Annotated in this window: 12 protein-coding genes; 9 read left to right on the top strand and 3 right to left on the bottom strand. The window is 37.3% G+C overall.

Annotated elements, in window-relative coordinates; genetic code table 11:
* Positions 1–90: 90 nt before the first annotated feature.
* The gene (locus tag SNE38_RS17050) at positions 91–2025 is read right to left on the bottom strand and encodes a right-handed parallel beta-helix repeat-containing protein (protein ID WP_336046951.1); all 1935 of its coding nucleotides are present in this window, start codon (positions 2023–2025) and stop codon (positions 91–93) included.
* Between the two features lie 274 nt (positions 2026–2299).
* Here SNE38_RS17050 and SNE38_RS17045 point away from each other — a divergent pair, with 274 nt between their 5' ends.
* From SNE38_RS17045 to SNE38_RS17020, 6 genes are all read left to right on the top strand, one after another.
* Positions 2300–3418, top strand: coding sequence for an AAA family ATPase (locus tag SNE38_RS17045; protein ID WP_336046950.1), 1119 nt, complete (start codon positions 2300–2302; stop codon positions 3416–3418).
* Positions 3419–3445: 27 nt separating this feature from the next.
* On the top strand, positions 3446–4801 hold the full coding sequence (locus SNE38_RS17040) for a vWA domain-containing protein (protein WP_336046949.1): 1356 nt from the start codon (positions 3446–3448) through the stop codon (positions 4799–4801).
* Positions 4802–4929: 128 nt separating this feature from the next.
* Positions 4930–5760 carry a DUF2785 domain-containing protein gene (locus tag SNE38_RS17035; protein ID WP_336046961.1) on the top strand — a complete coding sequence of 277 codons (831 nt, stop codon included), beginning with the start codon at positions 4930–4932 and terminating at the stop codon, positions 5758–5760.
* A 312-nt stretch (positions 5761–6072) separates the two neighbouring features.
* Entirely contained in the window at positions 6073–8769 is a 2697-nt protein-coding gene (acnA, locus tag SNE38_RS17030) for an aconitate hydratase AcnA (RefSeq protein WP_336046948.1), read from the top strand.
* A 626-nt stretch (positions 8770–9395) separates the two neighbouring features.
* Positions 9396–11564, top strand: coding sequence for a 5'-nucleotidase C-terminal domain-containing protein (locus SNE38_RS17025; protein WP_336046947.1), 2169 nt, complete (start codon positions 9396–9398; stop codon positions 11562–11564).
* 341 nt (positions 11565–11905) lie between these two features.
* Positions 11906–14218: a YhgE/Pip domain-containing protein gene (locus tag SNE38_RS17020; protein WP_191703456.1), complete on the top strand. Its 2313-nt coding sequence runs from the start codon at positions 11906–11908 to the stop codon at positions 14216–14218.
* Between the two features lie 260 nt (positions 14219–14478).
* Here the strand turns inward: SNE38_RS17020 and SNE38_RS17015 are convergent, their stop codons facing one another.
* Together SNE38_RS17015 and SNE38_RS17010 are read right to left on the bottom strand one after the other, a co-directional pair.
* The gene (locus tag SNE38_RS17015) at positions 14479–14772 is read right to left on the bottom strand and encodes a YxcD family protein (RefSeq protein ID WP_336046946.1); all 294 of its coding nucleotides are present in this window, start codon (positions 14770–14772) and stop codon (positions 14479–14481) included.
* Entirely contained in the window at positions 14760–15221 is a 462-nt protein-coding gene (locus SNE38_RS17010) for a hypothetical protein (RefSeq protein WP_191703454.1), read from the bottom strand. Before SNE38_RS17010 ends, SNE38_RS17015 begins: the two co-directional genes overlap by 13 nt.
* Positions 15222–15467: 246 nt before the next feature.
* Between SNE38_RS17010 and SNE38_RS17005 the strand changes: the two genes are divergently transcribed.
* The 3 genes from SNE38_RS17005 (at position 15468) to panF (ending at position 18394) form a co-directional block, all read left to right on the top strand.
* Positions 15468–16451 carry a diaminopimelate dehydrogenase gene (locus SNE38_RS17005; protein ID WP_336046945.1) on the top strand — a complete coding sequence of 328 codons (984 nt, stop codon included), beginning with the start codon at positions 15468–15470 and terminating at the stop codon, positions 16449–16451.
* 234 nt (positions 16452–16685) lie between these two features.
* Positions 16686–16949 carry a YhdT family protein gene (locus SNE38_RS17000; protein ID WP_336046944.1) on the top strand — a complete coding sequence of 88 codons (264 nt, stop codon included), beginning with the start codon at positions 16686–16688 and terminating at the stop codon, positions 16947–16949.
* Positions 16949–18394 (top strand): sodium/pantothenate symporter, encoded by a 1446-nt coding sequence (panF, locus tag SNE38_RS16995; protein WP_336046960.1) that lies wholly within the window; start codon positions 16949–16951, stop codon positions 18392–18394. Before SNE38_RS17000 ends, panF begins: the two co-directional genes overlap by 1 nt.
* Positions 18395–18493 lie beyond the last annotated feature (99 nt).

The following is an 18493-nucleotide window of genomic DNA, read 5'->3' as shown; positions in this document are numbered from 1 at the left end:
AACTTGGATTTATTATGAAGGAGAGAGCACCTGGAAACGAATCAACAAAAAAACTACCTGACGTTTTTTAACATACAGGTAGCATGCTATTTAGCTTATTTCATCCATGTTGTAAGTAATCTGACTGTTGTTCTCGCTGTAAAATTTCGAGCCAAACGAATTGTCTACCATTGTTTCAGCGAGATAAATTTTAGAAAAATTGACTGCCTGAATATTAAAATTGAACTTTGCATTTTGAATGATGCAGTTAGTCGCATGCAAAACAGAGTTGTTCTGCACATAAATATCCGATTCGCGACCTTCTGTTAACTGTGTTGCTTTAAGTTCCACGGTAGATTCCGAATCAATCCATATTTGCGGATAGCCGTGATTGGAAATGAATGAATCCTGAATAAGTGCCTCGGCATGATTTTTGATAATAAAGCCATTCCGTTCGCCTTCCAAGAGTTCACTGTTTTTAAAAATGATTGAACTATCATTGACGATTATCTGTGGCATTTTATGCGAGGAAATTTGACTTTCCATAATATGCACCGATGTATCTTTCATCGCTATTATGCCGTTCGTTTGCCCGTCAATGATTTTGGAATTTTGAATATTAGCATTTATATGATCAATCATTTCTATTTGAGCGCCTGTTCCATCCTTAATAATGGAATCGATAATGTCCAGTTGGCAATGGTCAATAACAAAAATACTTTTTCCTCCGATCAATTCACTATGACTAATATGAATCGAACTATTGTTTTTTCCTGCAATATGCGCCAAGTCATTATGATTGAATTGGCAGTTATCTACTGTCGTCTTAGCATTATTAACCGCAAATAATCCATTCCCATTATTGTGATGAATTGTTGTATTCAATAAAAAAAGTTCTGCGTCGATTACTGTAAGTGCAGCATTTTTATGGCCTGTAATTGTACTGGATACAATGGAGCACGATGCCCCTTTCTCCGTAAAGACACCAATTTGCTTACCATCCTCAATCGTTACACTTTTTAATGTACATATTGAATTTTCTGTGATGAATAGTTGTGGTAGTACATTGTGCGCGAAAACTGTATCGATAAAGTTTGCAATCGATTTTTCCTTTAATTGAATTCCTACACCCTGGCAATTGAATATTTCGCTATTTGTCATATTCAGCAAAGATTCGAAAGTGAGCTGTACATTTGCTATTTTATGAAAAGATACTAAAGTATCGGAAATCGTTGCTTCCGCATATTCTCGCAGCATAATACCCGATTCACTTCCATGCTGTATTTGACTCTCGCTTACGTTCAATGTGCTTTTTTGAATCCATAGTTGAGGAAGGGTATGATGATGAACGATAGTTTGAGCGAGATGAATTTTCGAATGTTCCGATGCATATATACCATTACCTTCGCCTTGCTTTATCTCACATTCTTTCAAATCCAGTAGCGAATGGTCCTGTACGACAATTTGCGTACCTGTATGGTGATGGACTTTTACATTATTTAAAAAGGCATTGGATTTCGATTTAGCCCAAATGGCTTGATTTCCTTTAGATAGCTCACAATTTTCCAGATGGACAGTGGAGTTTTCTACGAGTAGATGCACTTTTTTGTTTCGTTCAAAATGGCAGTATTCAAAATTTGCTTTACTGTCTGAAATAAGTGTTATGCCAATATCTGTGGCATCTCTGAAATGAGTTTTTTCACATTGCGCGGTGCCACCATTCATTGCGATTAGGACATTTGTTAGCCCCCCTTGAACGACACAGTTTTTTAAAATCAATTGACCTTCCACAAAAATTTGAGACGTAGGTTGAATGGTCATGTTTTCAAAAGTAACGACAGCCTCTTTAGCAATGAGTATCGCACCTTCAATGACAACGGTTCCTGCACTTTTAGCAGTAATCGTTTTACTGTCGAGAAAAGTTAACGTCTCTTTATATTTGCCGGCATTAACGACGATTATATCGTCATTCGTTGCCTTTTGAACTGCTCGGCTGATTGTTTTAACCTTTGAAAAAAATGAAGTAGACACTTTTACTATCACCATACGATTCCTCCTGCAAAACATGCTATATGTAATATGTTCACGTAAAATAACGAAAATAATCATTTAGTTTTAAATTTACATTAAAAAATTGTTTCAGTTGCTACTATTTAAAGTAGTATGAAACGAACTGAATTATTCCTCCAATTAAATGAAAGACATGTCAAATTCAAGAAAATAGGTTTAAAAATCAGTTAGGAAGTGAAATTTATTATGTAGAGTAATACATAAAATCCATACATTGCAGATTTCTTAGTAGAAGAAAAGGGAGTGTAATATGGTAAAAAGATTACAAATAATACAACAACAATTAAATGAGTGTTTTTATGATAGAGAGGAAGAAATCGAAGCGTTATTAATTGCGCTATTATCTAAACAACATGTGTTATTTATAGGTCCAGCGGGTACAGGTAAGAGTGTCTTATCGTCCATGCTTGGCTCCATTGTCGATGAAAGTCGCTACTTTCAGCATTTGCTCACACCTTTCAGTACACCCGAAGAGTTATTTGGTGTGCTGTCATTGAAAGATTTGGAACAGGGAATTTATAGGCGGAATGTTACAAATATGCTTCCGGAAGCGCATTTTGCTTTTATCGATGAAATTTTCAAAGCGAATTCAGCTATATTAAATTCATTGCTAACACTGATTAATGAGCGGGTTTATTATAACAACGGGGTGCCCGTTCCTTCTCCTCTTTTAACGATGGTAGGCTCCTCCAATGAATATATAGAAGAAGGGGAAGGACTGGAAGCGTTATTTGACCGCTTCTTACTTCGCTATGAGGTGGATTATATTCGTGATGAGGATTCATTCATCTCCATGCTAAAGGATCAAACTGATAAGACCGTTTCAAAAATGTCGCTGGAAGAGCTGTATGAACATCAGGGAAGAGCAGCCCAAATTGTTGTTTCGGATGGAATCTTAAAAATAATTGCTAAAATTCGTCAAGCATTGCAGGATGAGGGGATTAGACCTTCTGATCGCCGGTTTAAACAGTCGCTGTCCATTTTAAAGGCTAAAGCTTACTTAGCTGAAAGAACCGAAGTTGTTAGAGAAGATTTAGCGATTATGGCGAATGTTTTATGGGAAACAATTGATCAAAAAAACACTGCTAAAGAAATTATTCATGAAGTTGCTTTCGATACAGTCGATGCATTTATTCAACGTACGACAACTGAATTCGAAATGATTATGATGACTGCACAGACTACATTACTTCATAGGACACCATTAGCAAAAACAGAACTTAGCCAATTATTATTACAGGGGAAAACATTATTTATGGAAGTTCAAAATATGAATCGCCAAATGCCTAACCGTCCGGAATTACAAAGTTTAAAAACGGAAATGCATAAACAATTACTCCGAATTACGTCGGATGTTATCGGCTTTTAATCAAAGCTTTAAGGTGGTGAACGGTGTTTGAGTAACGTACTTGTTTTGTATAATCGTTCGGTTTTCGAAATAGGTGGGAGCTATAAAGTACGGTTTAATGAGCTTTTAAAAATGGCTGCAAGGTTAAATGACTGCTGTATAGCAGGAGAAAAGAAGATAGCTGGCTTTACGAATTTAATTGGGGATTGCTGGTATGCCTTTTATCATAAAGAGCCTATCTTAAAAGGGAATATAAATCATGTCGGTGATACACAATATGAATTTATCCAACATTTACTGAAAAATGACGAATATGCAAAATGGCACACTTTGACACAAGGAGACGATTTATTAAGCGTCCTTACATCAATCAGTATTGCGGAACAGCTACTTCAAAATTTAGAGCTTTTAAATAATAAAACGTATGCAAAAAATTCCCAACAGAGCGTCCAGGATATTACCGGCAATACTGCACAAATGAAAGCGCATATTCAACAGCTTGGAAAAACTTCGATTAGTATGATGCTTCAGGAAAATAAAAAGAAAATCCGCAATACAAAAAAAGCGGTTCGAACAGTCGGTACAATGGACGGCAAAAAAATTGAAAACATACCTTTGTCGGAACAATTTAAGCTAGCATCACTTATTGGGCAGCGAAAGGAACTGCAACGAATTGCCGACTTAGTTGGTCGTTTTAAAAAAATCGCCATGAAAAAACAAAAGATGAAAAATCAGCAAAATATGGAATTTCGAAATATTTCAATTGGACATGAAGTGTCGCGAATACTACCGCTCGAATTAGCCAATTATATGATGAGGCCAAGTAAGCTGGATTTTTTAAAACGACTAAGTGAACAGCAGACCTTCGTATTTGGTACGAAAGGGAAAGCACGTAAAGGGAAGGGACCCATTATTGTCTGTATTGATGAAAGCAGTTCCATGACATCGATAAAAGAGCAAAGCAAAGCATTTTGTATTGCACTATTAACAATCGCCAAAAAGCAAAAAAGAGACTTTGCCATTGTTCCATTTGCAACCAATTTAGGAGAAGTCGTATTTTTTAGAAAAGGTCAAGCGACTACCGACGATTTAATCCAATTCAGCAATAGCTTCCTAGGTGGCGGTACGAATTACGAGTTACCACTTCGTGAATCGTTAAATATTTTATTGAAAAGTGAGTTCAATAAAGCGGATCTATTGTTTGTTACGGATGGTTCGAGTTTTCTGCCAACAAGATTTGTCGAAGAATTTAATCAATTAAAAAAGAAAAAACAATTCGAATGTACAGCTGTTGTTTTAACAAATTTATATAATGCAATTGATTTAAATGTCGTCCAAAAATTTTCAGATCGTGTCATTGAAGTAAATGAACTATTTGAAGCTGGTGATGCGTTCGTTCTATAGGTGCGAATTGGTGTTATGAAATCATCCCTTTCCAAATTTGCGTATGTTCTCCTAGTCAAAAAGCTTACCGTCTCTTACAATGGTATAGATAATAATGGGTATATGATTTAGGGGGCGTTTTTTTGTTAGTGGAAGATTATGATGAATTATTTGAAATGTCGGTAGATGAACGAAAACATTATATTCAGTTGAATCCTACCATTGTGGAAAATTTACTGGACGGAGTTGGCAAAGAAGATGCTGCCATTCGAGACAAGTTAAATTATCGTTTGTTTATCCAACTTTTATCGGAAAATGCGCTAAGCGAAAAGATGATTAATCAATTTGTCGATCATCTTTTTGCGGATAAAGGTCTACTTTCCAATATTGGTGAAAGTGGGACAGGCGCTGTTTTCCAACGGTCATATTCTGCCCTGTATTTGGCGGCAATTGTAAATGCTGATCGACAACTTTCTTATTTAAATAAGGAACAACTCGAACAGATCACACAAAATGCGATTGATTTATTAATGAAGGAACAGGATCTACGCAGCTATGTTAATTTACAGTCCGGTTGGGCGCATAGTGTTGCAAATGCGTGTGAGCTCTTATGTGCAATTATCGAACACCCCGAGTATTCAATTCGCTTTACTTTCCAAATATTGCAGGCGATCCGTGCAAATCTATGGAAAGACTATGTATTCATTGATGATGAAGACGAACGTTTTTGCAATGTCATTAACGCTTTGATAGTAAAGGGTATTGAGGAAGATTTATTCATTGAATGGTTTGAACAGCTTTTTGACCAGCTGGAAGCAGCTGCTTACTCGCAGGGGTACAGTGCACTTTGGTATAAAGCAAGAACTAATCAATTAAATTTAAGCAAAACACTTTACTTCTATTTGAAATTTGCAAATCGACATGAAAAGTTACGGAGTATCGTATCAATATTCATACAGCGGTGGATAAAGTTAGGTTAACTTTTGTTTTACTGCTATAATGAATTTTGTGAAAAAAGTGTTATGAAGCAATCAAAACCTTCCATATAAATAGGATTTAATTTTGGTAAGGAAATTGTTGGTAAGTATAGTGTGAGGCTAACTTTCTAACGACATAGGATTTCTAAATAATATTGTAGAATAAATATGTATTTCCGATAGGTCATAATTAAAACTTATTGTAAAAGATAATAATAATGCAATTTACTTATGTATAAAAATGCGCTATTATTGAGTGTGGAGAAAAGAGCTTTATAACCTTTTCGATTATAAAAACTAGGGGGAACACAAAAAATGGCAAACTTACACAACAGTCGTGCTTCATTTGAAGTGAACGGTAAGACTTACAACTACTACCGTTTAGCTGCTCTTGAAGAAGCTGGTATCGCAAAAATTTCACGCCTACCTTACTCAATTAAAGTATTATTAGAATCAGTATTACGTCAATATGACAACTATGTAATTAAAGAAGAGCATGTAAACGAATTAGCAAAATTCGGTTCTCACAACAAAGAAGCTGAAGTACCATTCAAGCCTTCACGCGTTGTATTACAAGATTTCACTGGTGTACCAGTAGTAGTTGACTTAGCTTCATTACGTTCTGCAATGAAAGAAATGGGTGGAGACCCAGCTAAAATCAACCCAGCTATCCCAGTTGACCTTGTAATTGACCACTCAGTACAAGTAGACAAATACGGTAACGCTGCAGCTTTACAAGCGAACATGGATTTAGAGTTCGAACGTAACGCTGAACGTTATAACTTCTTAAAATGGGCTCAAACTGCTTATGATAACTTCCGTGCTGTACCACCTGCAACAGGTATCGTACACCAAGTTAACTTAGAGTATTTAGCTCCAATCGTACACGTTAACGAAACAGAAGAAGGTTTAGTAGCATTCCCTGACTCAGTAGTAGGTACTGACTCTCACACAACTATGATCAACGGTATCGGTGTTCTAGGTTGGGGTGTTGGTGGTATCGAAGCTGAAGCTGGTATGTTAGGTCAACCATCTTACTTCCCAATTCCTGATGTTATCGGTGTTAAATTAGTTGGCGAATTACCAAACGGTACAACTGCTACTGACTTAGCATTAAAAGTAACACAAGTATTACGTGCTCGTGGCGTAGTAAACAAATTCGTTGAGTTCTTCGGACCTGGCGTACCTGCTTTACCACTTGCTGACCGTGCAACAATCTCTAACATGGCTCCAGAATATGGTGCTACTTGTGGTTTCTTCGCAGTTGACGAAGAATCATTAAAATACATGCGTTTAACTGGCCGTGACGAAGAGCATATTGCTGTTGTTGAAGCTTACTTAAAAGCTAACGACATGTTCTTTGATGCTTCTATTGAGCCAGTATACACAGACGTAATAGAAATTAACCTTGGGGACATCGAAGCAAACCTTTCTGGTCCTAAACGTCCACAAGATTTAATTCCTTTAACTGAAATGAAACGTGTTTACCGTGAATCAGTAGTAGCTCCACAAGGTACTCAAGGTTTCGGTTTAACAGAAGAAGAATTCTCTAAAACATCAACTGCTAAATTTGCAGAAGGCGATTTAGAAATTCCAGCAGGTGCTGTAGCAATCGCTGCCATCACTTCTTGTACAAACACTTCTAACCCATACGTATTATTAGCTGCTGGTTTAGTTGCTAAAAAAGCGGTTGAGTTAGGAATCAAACCTGCTAAGTGGGTTAAAACTTCTTTAGCACCAGGTTCTAAAGTAGTAACTGGTTACCTAGAAGAGTCAGGTTTACAAGACTACTTCGACCAAATCGGTTTCAACACTGTAGGTTACGGTTGTACAACATGTATCGGTAACTCAGGTCCGTTATTACCTGAATTAGAAGAAGCAATCAAATCAAACGATTTATTCGTAACTTCTGTATTATCAGGTAACCGTAACTTTGAAGGCCGTGTACACCCATTAGTAAAAGCTAACTTCTTAGCTTCACCACCATTAGTTGTTGCTTACGCTTTAGCTGGTACTGTAGATATCGACTTACAAAAAGACGCTATCGCACAAACTCCAGACGGTAAAGATGTATTCTTCGCTGACATCTGGCCATCAACTGAAGAAGTTAATGAAGTATTAAATAGAGTTGTTACTCGTGAATTATTCCAAAAAGAATACGAAACAGTATTCACTGCTAACGAAGCTTGGAATGCAATCGAAACTTCAACTGAAAACTTATATACTTTCGATGAAAAATCAACTTACATCCAAAACCCACCATTCTTCACTGGTCTTTCTAAAGAGCCAGATGCTATCCAAACATTAGCTGGAATGCGTGTAATGGCTAAGTTCGGTGACTCTATCACTACTGACCATATCTCTCCTGCAGGTGCGATTGGTAAAGATACACCAGCTGGTAAGTATTTAATCGAAAACGGTGTTGCAATCCGTGACTTCAACTCTTACGGATCTCGTCGTGGTAACCACGAAGTTATGATGCGCGGTACATTCGCGAACATCCGTATCCGTAACCAAATCGCTCCAGGTACAGAAGGTGGTTTCACTACTTACTGGCCAACAGGCGAAGTTGAGTACATTTACGATGCTTGCATGAAGTACCAAGAGCAAGGTACTGGCTTAGTAGTATTAGCTGGTAACGACTACGGTATGGGTTCATCTCGTGACTGGGCTGCTAAAGGTACATTCTTATTAGGCGTTAAAACTGTAATCGCACAATCTTATGAGCGTATTCACCGTTCTAACCTAGTAATGATGGGCGTATTACCACTACAATTTATGGATGGCGATTCTGCTGATTCATTAGGATTAAAAGGTGACGAAATCATCGACGTTAACTTAACTGATGATGTTAAACCACGCGATATCCTAACTGTTACTGCAACTTCTCCAGAAGGTAAAGTAACTGAGTTCAAAGCGTTAGCTCGTTTCGACTCAGAAGTAGAAGTAGACTACTACCGTCACGGTGGTATCCTACAAATGGTATTACGTGCTAAAGCTGCACAACAATAATACTGTTCAATAAATAAACAGATTAACAAAAGTAGCACAAACCATTAACCTGGTTTGTGCTACTTTTTTTATGAAGAAAAGTCTCGATCGACCAGCTTTTGGGAGTGTATATATAAAATTATACTAACAGTCTTTAAGTGCCGAATACTGGAGCTGTACTGTCGAATAAGTACTCTGAAGTGTCGAATAAAAATAAAAGTGGCGAAAAAAAGATGTTAAGTGACGAATATCTTGGTTGTATTGACGATTAAGCTGTGCGAAGTGGCGATTAAGTGGAATGAAATGTCTAATATCTCAAAACTAATGGCGAATAAATCGCCCAACACTCAAAATTGGCGAATATATTATTTTAAGTGGCGAATACCGGAGTTGTACTGGCGAATAAGTGCTTTGAAGTGACGAAAAAAATAAAGGTGACGAAAAAAGGATGTTAAGTGGCGAATATCTCGGTTGCCTTGACTATTAAGCTCGAGTAATTAAGTGACAATAATGGAAAGCTAAAAAATTTTCTTACAAAAAAACTCAATATTTTGTTAATTCTACGTTAATTTTCCGGAAAATGTAGAAATTTTTATAATATTCAGCTACTATCAAAAGGTAGGTAAAAAATTATTGGGGGTTTTTTAATGAAGAAGAGAATGTATTCAGCAACAGCTTTAGCGGCATTTACCGCAGTAGCTGTAGGCGCAACAGGTATTTTAGCAGAAGAAGCAATTTTTACAGATGTAAGTGCGAATCATCCATATGCTGAGGGCATTAATGCATTAACAGCTGCCGGCGTCGTAAAAGGCTTTGGAGATGGTACATTCAAGCCAGATACAACTGTTACGCGTGGACAAGCAGCTAAGATGATTACAGGTGCATTGAAACTAGATACTACAAACGTAAAAAATCCAAACTTCAAAGATATCGAAACTTCGAATCAATACTACAGCCAAATCGCAGCATTAGTCGCAACAGGCTTTGTAAATGGCTATGAAGACGGTACATTCCGTACAGCAGATAAAATTACACATAGTCAATTCGCAAAAATTCTAACAAATGTTTCTGCCGTTTATCCAGTTGATGTAACAGCATTATTAACTGAAGCAAAAGTAGTGTTCAATCCAACAAAACAGCTTACGCGTGGAGAACTTTCAAGCGTATTAGCAACGATGTTAGCAGGTGCTACACCGGCTCCAGAACCACAGCCAGAGCCAACTCCAGAACCAGAAACAAATAATTATAAATTATCAATTATGCATGTTAACGATACACATGGACGTGTTGAAGAGTTCCCTAAACTAATGACAGCAGTCAATGAGCAACGTGCTAAAAATCCAGATGCATTGCTTTTACATGCAGGGGATATTTTTAGTGGGACATTATACTCCAATGAATTTGAAGGACAAGCTGATCTACCTTTCATTAATGCATTGAAGTTTGATGCCATTACATTAGGGAATCATGAATTTGATTTAGGCTCTTCACCTGAAGGACATAAAGCGCTAGTTGACTTTATTAAAGCGGCACAATTCCCGGTTTTAACTGCAAATGTTGATTTTTCAAAAGATGCATTATTTACTGGTATGTTCTCAGATTTAGTATCAAGTGAGCCAGAAAACGGCAAAATATACAGCGGTATGATTAAAGAAGTGAATGGCGAAAAAGTTGGTATTTTCGGCTTAACAACTGCTGAAACAAAGGATATTTCATCTCCAGGTAGTATCGTATTCGAAGATTACATCGAAGAAGCGACAAAAGCGGTAAAAGCGTTTGAAGACAAAGGTGTAAATAAAATTATCGCGCTTACACATATTGGTTTCGATGACAATGCAGCATATGATAATGACCAAATTCTAGCAAAATCTGTGCCAGGAATTGATATTATCGTAGGTGGTCACACACATACAGAATTAAAAGAACCATTTATTGTTGATACAAATACTGTTGGCGAGAAAAAGGATGCTACATTAATCGTACAGGCTAAAGAGTATGCAGGTTTCCTAGGTACATTAAATGTTGATTTTGATGAAAAGGGTGTCATCGTTAAGCATGATGGACAATTAATTGAGGTAGGCAAACTTGCGGATGATGCGGAAGGCTTAAAAATGTTAGCACCATTTAAAGAAAAAGTGGATGCTATTTCTGCAACTGAAATTGGGGTTACATTAACGGAAGAGTTAGTAAGTCCACGTACTTCAGAAACTGTTACAGTAGGAGTACGTAACAGTGAAACAGTTTTAGGAAACATTATTACAGACGGTATGCTTACTAAAGCGAAACAGTTTACTGATAAAAAAGTAGTATTGGCAATGCAAAATGGCGGTGGAATTCGTGCTGCTATCCCAGCAGGCAATATTACGACAGGTCAAGTAATTACTGTGTTGCCATTTGGTAATACGCTAGCATTAATGGACGTTACAGGTGCAGAATTAAAAGAGGCATTTGAACATTCTGTAAAAGATGCTCCTAAAGAAAGTGGTGGTTTCCTGCACATTTCTGGTGCTAAGCTAGAATACGATTCTTCTAAGGAAGTAGGATCTCGTGTCGTTTCATTGAAATACTATGACGAAGCAACAAAAGCGTATGTAGATGTAGCGGATAACGAAACATATACAGTTGCAACAAATGCCTTTACAGCTAAAGGTGGCGACGGATTTAATATGTTTAAAAAGGCATACGAAGCCGGCCGTGTAACAGACTTAGGCTTATCTGATTGGGAAAACTTAAAAGAACAACTGTTATCAATGAAAGAAATTAAGTTTACAACAGAAGGTCGCATCGTAGACACAGCTGCAACACAAGAAAAATAATAAACATTTTAAAAACCACTAATTTAGGCGACTATTTTAGTGGTTTTTTTATTTTTTTTTTTAGCAATATTATTATGTAAAATGAATCATTATTTTATCGTTAAATAATGATTGCAGATAGAATATTCTGAAAAATGGACGAATATACTATGATAGATTGTTATATAACAATTACTTTGTCCTATTTTTTGAATATCAATATGAACAAAATTCACGTACCATAGAGAAAATATTTACATTTTATAGTAGAAATATGTAAAAACTTAGAATATATTTATGTATATACGTAATGAGTCTTAATTCATTCGTATATTAGTAATAGTTCAAAAAGGGGGGATTTTATGGGGTCATTTCAGTTGTTCGGAAAAGAGCTAAGTTCGCTCAAAAATCGCAAAGGATTACTTTTTACATTGATTGGCGTTATGTTAATTCCAATTGTTTATGTAGCTGTATTGCTTTCTGCTACATGGGGGCCATATGACAATTTGGATAATTTGCCGGTCGCATTCGTCAATAAAGATGCAGGCGGTGTATCAAGTGGTCAACCGATCAATGTCGGCAATGATTTAATGGAAACATTGAAGGAAAGTAAATCATTGGGGTGGCATTTCGTTACAGAAAAAGAGGCAATGGATGGGCTCGAAAAGCAGGAATTTTATTTAGTAGTGGAAGTACCTGAGGACTTTTCACAAAAGGTAACTACAGTACTTGATGCAAATCCGCAAGTACCAGAGCTTCGATACATCCAAAATGAAGGCTTAAATTTCATGGGTGCCCAAGTGACGAATAGTGCGGTGGAAAAGCTTCGTGAACAACTAGGGGACAAGATTACTGCAACTTATGCCAGAACAGTATTTGCTAGATTTACAGATATTGAGACTGGATTTGCAAGTGGTGCAGATGGGTCGAAGCAAATTCTAACTGGTACAGAACAGCTAGCTGAAGGCACGAACACATTGCTATCATCATTAACTGATAAATCAGCCGATATTAATCAACTAGCTGTTGGTGCAAAAACTGCCGATGATGGTGCAGGTCAAATTTTATCTGCTATTAATGGCGGGACAAGTAATATTAACCGTTTAGCTAGTGGAGCGAAAGAAGTAGCAAACGGGGCAGGTCAACTAAAGAACGGTTCTGAACAAGTTTTGGCTGGCTTAACTTCAATCCAAGGGGCAACGAATCAGGTTTATAATGGTCTGCAACAATTACAGCCGGGTTCGGAAAATTTATTAAATGGTTTACAACAACTATCAACTGGTGCGAATCAGTTATATGCAGGAATTGCTATAGGTGATGGAACTGCAGCTAATCCGGGGTTAGCTAATGGCTTAGCTCAATTGGCTACAGTTCTTCAATCAAAACAAGCGGATATTGAGCAATTAGGTCAAGGCGCACAACTTCTGCAAGGGTTGGCACAAGCACCAGGCCTGGAAACATATCGTGCTAATTTATTGGCTTTAAGTGAAGGCTTAACAGAATTAGCGACAATTTATCCGGTTGCTGTTCAGAGTGCAAGCGCTTTAAATAATGGTGCCCAACAAATCGCACAATCGATGCCAAGCTTAACGACAGGATTGGAAAGTGCAATCGTTGGCCAAAAAACAATTGTAGGCGGCATTGATGCACTCGTAACAGGTCAAGGCCAGACAGTAGCAGGAGTGGGTCAGTTAGTAAACGGACAAAAAGCGGTAGTATCAGGTGCCACTCAATTAGCTAGTGGTGCTTCACAAGTAGCCAATGGTAACCAAACGTTAACAAGCTCTTGGAATCAGTTGGGCGCAGGTGTTTCTAACCTGAAAAACGGCCTAACACAAATAAGTACTGGAAATGAAACGGTAGCTGTAGGCTGGCAAACGATGACAGAGGGCGTTACTTCAATCAATGATGGAGTTAATCGTCTTCAAGCAGGTTCATCTGATTTAGCTACTGGTTTAGAAGGTGGACGTGATCAAGTGGCGTCATTACGAATTACCGATGAAAATATTGCGATGTTCTCTTCACCAGTAGTACTAGCTGGTGAGAAGGTGAATCCATATGAATATTACCGTGATTCAACAGCACCGTATATTTTATCGTTAGCATTATTCGTAGGTATGCTTGTATTATCACTATTTGTTGATTTCAAGAAGCCAGCAGTACTGCCAAAATCAGCGGTAAGCTGGTTCGTTAGTAAATGGATGCAATTAGCAATGTTTGCAACAATACAGGCGGTGCTCGTTACTGTATTTACGCTACTAGTATTACAGTTATCGGTAGATAATGTATTGTTATTCATTCTATTCGCTATTTTTGTAAGTATTGTATTCATGTCAATTATCTTCTTCCTAGTATCGGTTGCAGGTCATATCGGACGCTTTGTCGCACTTGTGTTAGTAGTAGCGCAATTATCGATTACAGGTTCGAATTTACCAATTCCGATGTTGCCGGAAAACTTACAGGCAGTAAGTTCGTTCTTACCATTTACGTATTCGATATCAGGCTTTAAATCGGTTATTTCATTAGGCGATGTTTCATTATTATCTTCTAATGCCGCCATACTTGCCATCTATTTAGTAGGTGCATCGGTGCTGGCGTTCATCGCATTTATCGTAAGCTACAAAACGCTTACGACAAAGTACACACCGGAAGTGGAAGCTCAACCGACTGTTTAATAGTCAGGTAAGCGCCATTCTATTTATTTAATAAAAAGAAAAATATCCATTTCCCAAAGAGGAAATGGATATTTTCTGCTTATCCCTAAATTGATTTCCGTTACGGGGACGCTTTCCACGGGCGTGGCCTGAGCCTGTAGTCTCAGACGTCACGCTATTCCCGTAGGAGTCGCCCCTCCACTCCAATCAATTCATAGAGTATCAACTTTAATTTAGATTTTTCCTTATTTATTAGAAATATCTCAATCTGTCCCTATCTCTTAAAATTCAACACGTGCAACCATGCCTTCTTCATCATCAATGTCGAGTGAAATACGTGCTGACATTGAGTCGCGGCCTAGTTGCTCGTCGATGTATAGACGAAGTGCCATAATGAAATTGACTGAGTTGTATACATCCAACTGACCATTATAGAATGCTTCTGCTGAATAGCCTGCTACATCATCGTACATAAGCTCGACTTCAACTTCATCAGGTGTTACATTTTTGAATTTTGCATGGAATAAACATACGGCATTAATTAAATCTTGTTCAAGTAATGTTAGCTTTTCCAAGTATCTGTTACCTCATTATCTTTTTTGCGTTTAATGATCTGATAAATTTTAACTAGGAAGAATACGATTGCTGCAATTGCTGCAACGTTTATAAGTAAGCCTAAAATGTTGCCTAACATTCCCATACCGGCAAATAAACTACCGAATAATAGTCCAGCTAAACCACCAAGCATAAGACCTTTCATAAGACCGCCTTTATTAGAAGATGCTGTATTTGTATCTTTTTTTGCAGTTGTGCCGTTATTTTGTTTGGCAGTTGTTGGGTTTGTAGCATCATTATTATTTTTTTGAATATTTGTGTTGTTATTGTTGTTATTGCTGAAACCTTTTTTCCCTGATTTATAAGACTTTGCTTCAACTGTCTGTGCATCGCTAGCGAATAGAATTGTCGAACCTACACTTGAAAACACTAGTGCAAACGCTAACATTATTGCTGATAATTTTTTCATGTCTTTCCCCCATATAATCTTTTTTATTTACTTTAGTAGTATACCAAAATAAGAACTAAATAGAAAATGAAAACTCTCTCAAGAAATAGAACGTGCATTACTTAAAAGATGACATTTACTTGTTGAATAATCGAAAAATATTGTATTCACAATATTGAAAATGTATGATGGATAGAATATTCAGTGGAAAATTCTGAATTCACATAACTATGTAAATTATAGGGTAAAAGCTAGGGGGAAGTAATGATGAGTAAAATTCGTATTGGTATTGTAGGTTACGGAAATTTAGGGAGAGGGGTAGAAGCAGCGATTAGTCAGAATGATGACATGGAATTGGTAGCTGTTTTCACGCGTCGAGACCCTAGTACAGTTGCCATAAAGTCAGCGAATGTACCGGTCTATTTAGTGAAAGATGCACCGAAATATAAAGAACAAATTGATGTCATGATTTTATGTGGAGGTTCTGCTACAGATTTACCGGAGCAAGTACCTCATTTTGCACAATGGTTTAACACAATTGATAGCTATGACACACATGCCAATATTCCGTCGTTTTATGAGGCGGCAGATGCAGTTGCGCAAAAGAATAATACTGTATCGATTATTTCAGTTGGATGGGATCCGGGTTTATTTTCTTTAAATCGTTTGTTGGGAGAAGCAGTGCTGCCGGCAGGTCATACATATACATTTTGGGGTGACGGCTTAAGTCAAGGTCACTCGGATGCTGTCCGTCGCATTAAGGGTGTGAAAAAAGCAGTCCAATATACTTTACCTATTAAAGAAGCGGTGAATCGTGTCCGTAATGGTGAAAATCCAGAGCTGACAACGAGAGAAAAGCATGCTCGTGAATGCTATGTTGTAATGGAAGAAGGCGCAGATGCAAACGTCATTGAAACAGAAATTAAAGAAATGCCGAATTATTTTGCAGATTATGATACGTCTGTAAATTTCATTACAGAAATTGAATTTGATGAAAATCATCAAGGTATGCCACATGGAGGTTTCGTAATTCGTTCTGGTCAGTCAGGTGAAGGGGATAAACAAATTTTAGAGTTTTCATTAAATCTAGAATCAAATCCTATGTTTACATCGAGTGTTTTAGTTGCCTATGCACGTGCAGCCTATAAACTGCATGCTAAAGGAGATAAAGGAGCTAAAACGGTATTCGATATTCCGTTTGGCTTACTATCACCTAAATCTCCAGCAGACTTGCGAAAAGAATTACTTTAATTGGAAGAAAAAACGACGTCTATTTATAATTAGAAGTCGTTTTTTTGATGAAATTAATAATATTGTTTGCGAATTTCGTGAGATTTGTACATTTCTATATAGAAAGTCTTTTCTTCTAACGCTTTGCCACGTATGATAGAGAAGATTATTCAACTTCTTTTGTAGAAGGATTGAAGTAGGGCATCTCAGCAAGTTGCCAATGTAAAATTGATTTTTAAAGAAAGGATGTTTACTGTGCAGGATAAGCGTTTTAAAATCGCACATAAAGAAGCATTAATCGGAGTTGTTCTTGTCATAATAAACTTTTCGATTTGGTATGGTTTTGCTTATGGACTCGGTTCAGGCGATCCGCTTCAATATAAATATGTTTTAGGGTTCCCGGCCTGGTTTTTCTATAGCTGTATTGCTGGAACAGTTTTTATGATTATTTGTATTTGGCTTGCGATGAAGCTTTTCTTCAAAGATATTTCACTTGAAGAGGAGGACAAGCATCAATGATTCACTGGCAAGTAATAGTACCACTTTTCATATTTTTGATCGTAATATTCGGAATAGGAATTTGGTCAAATAAACAAGTTCGGACTTCGACTTCTTTTATGCAGGAATATTTTTTAGGCGGCCGTGAAATGGGTGGCTTCCTGCTTGCAATGACTATGATGGCTACATACGGAAGTGCATCAAGCTTTATCGGGGGGCCAGGTGTTGCTTATAACACGGGTCTAGGTTGGGTATTGCTCGCAATGGCGCAGCTTCCTGCCGGCTATTTTGTACTGATGGTTCTTGGAAAGAAATTTGCAATTGTATCACGTCGTATTGAGGCAATTACATTAATCGACTTTTTAAAGAAACGCTATAACAGTCATACGATTGTTATTTTATCGGCGATAAGTATCATTATTTTCCTGTTTGCTTCGATGACAGCACAATGGGTAGGTGGGGCGCGGTTAATTGAATCGTTGACTGGGCTTTCCTATACGAACGCATTATTGATTTTTGCAGTGGCTGTTTTAGCATATGTAATCATAGGAGGTTTCCGTGCCGTGGCATTAACAGATGCCTTGCAAGGGTCGATTATGATTATCGGCACAGTTATTTTATTGATTGCTACTGTAATTGCCGGTGGCGGTGTAGAAAATATAATGCAAGGCCTGGTTGCGGAAAATCCGAATTTAGTTTCACCATTTGGAGCAACAGGAAACTTAACTCCTTTATATGTTTCAACGTTCTGGATTTTAATCGGGTTAGGTGTAATCGGTTTACCTCAAATTGCGGTGCGTGCAATGAGCTATAAAGATTCAAAAAGCTTACATCGTGCAATTTTAATTGGTACTATAGGAATTGGAACAATTATGTTCGGAATGCATTTAATCGGTGTATTTGCGCGTCCTGTAATGCCAGGGATTGAAGTTGGCGATAAGGTGATGCCTTTATTAACGCTTGAAGTACTACCACCTCTTTTAGCAGGAATTGTTCTTGCTGCTCCAATGGCGGCCATTATGTCGACGGTTAATGCATTGTTGATATTAGTAAGCTCTACTGTTGTGAAAGATATTTATTTAAATTATATCAATCCAAAAGCTAGTGATACACAAATTAAAAATCGCAGCTTCTGGGTAACGACAATTATTGGAATTACAGTCGTTATTTTTGCCGTAAAACCGCCTGAACTATTAATTATGCTGAACTTATTTGCGTTTGGCGGATTGGAATCAGCATTCCTATGGAGCGTTGTGTTTGGACTCTATTGGAAAAAGGCGAATAAATATGGAGCAATTAGTTCGATGATTGTTGGTATAGTGCTGTATATTGTTATTTATAGCTTTGCAGAAAATATATACGGCATGCATTCGGTGACAATTCCTATTTTTGCATCTTTATTTACATTTGTAGTTGTAAGTTTAATTGCAAATAAAGTAAAGAAAATAGAGGATTATCATTTTTAAGAGCCCTTTCAAAAAAGCCGAAGCAATCATATGATAGATTGCTTCGGTTTATTTGACGTTATTAACTTATTATTATAAACTAGGTTACGTAAAGTAACT

The organism is Solibacillus ferritrahens (assembly GCF_037027585.1).
Taxonomy (GTDB): domain Bacteria; phylum Bacillota; class Bacilli; order Bacillales_A; family Planococcaceae; genus Solibacillus; species Solibacillus ferritrahens.
This window is presented reverse-complemented; position numbering and strand designations above follow the sequence as displayed.

Bases quoted from the DNA above. Each gene is read 5' to 3' on its own strand.
- SNE38_RS17050 (WP_336046951.1), bottom strand. From the start codon at position 2,025: ATGGTGATAGTAAAAGTGTCTACTTCATTTTTTTCAAAGGTTAAAACA.
- SNE38_RS17045 (WP_336046950.1), top strand. From the start codon at position 2,300: ATGGTAAAAAGATTACAAATAATACAACAACAATTAAATGAGTGTTTT.
- acnA (WP_336046948.1), top strand. From the start codon at position 6,073: ATGGCAAACTTACACAACAGTCGTGCTTCATTTGAAGTGAACGGTAAG.
- SNE38_RS17025 (WP_336046947.1), top strand. From the start codon at position 9,396: ATGAAGAAGAGAATGTATTCAGCAACAGCTTTAGCGGCATTTACCGCA.
- SNE38_RS17020 (WP_191703456.1), top strand. From the start codon at position 11,906: ATGGGGTCATTTCAGTTGTTCGGAAAAGAGCTAAGTTCGCTCAAAAAT.
- SNE38_RS17010 (WP_191703454.1), bottom strand. From the start codon at position 15,221: ATGAAAAAATTATCAGCAATAATGTTAGCGTTTGCACTAGTGTTTTCA.
- SNE38_RS17005 (WP_336046945.1), top strand. From the start codon at position 15,468: ATGAGTAAAATTCGTATTGGTATTGTAGGTTACGGAAATTTAGGGAGA.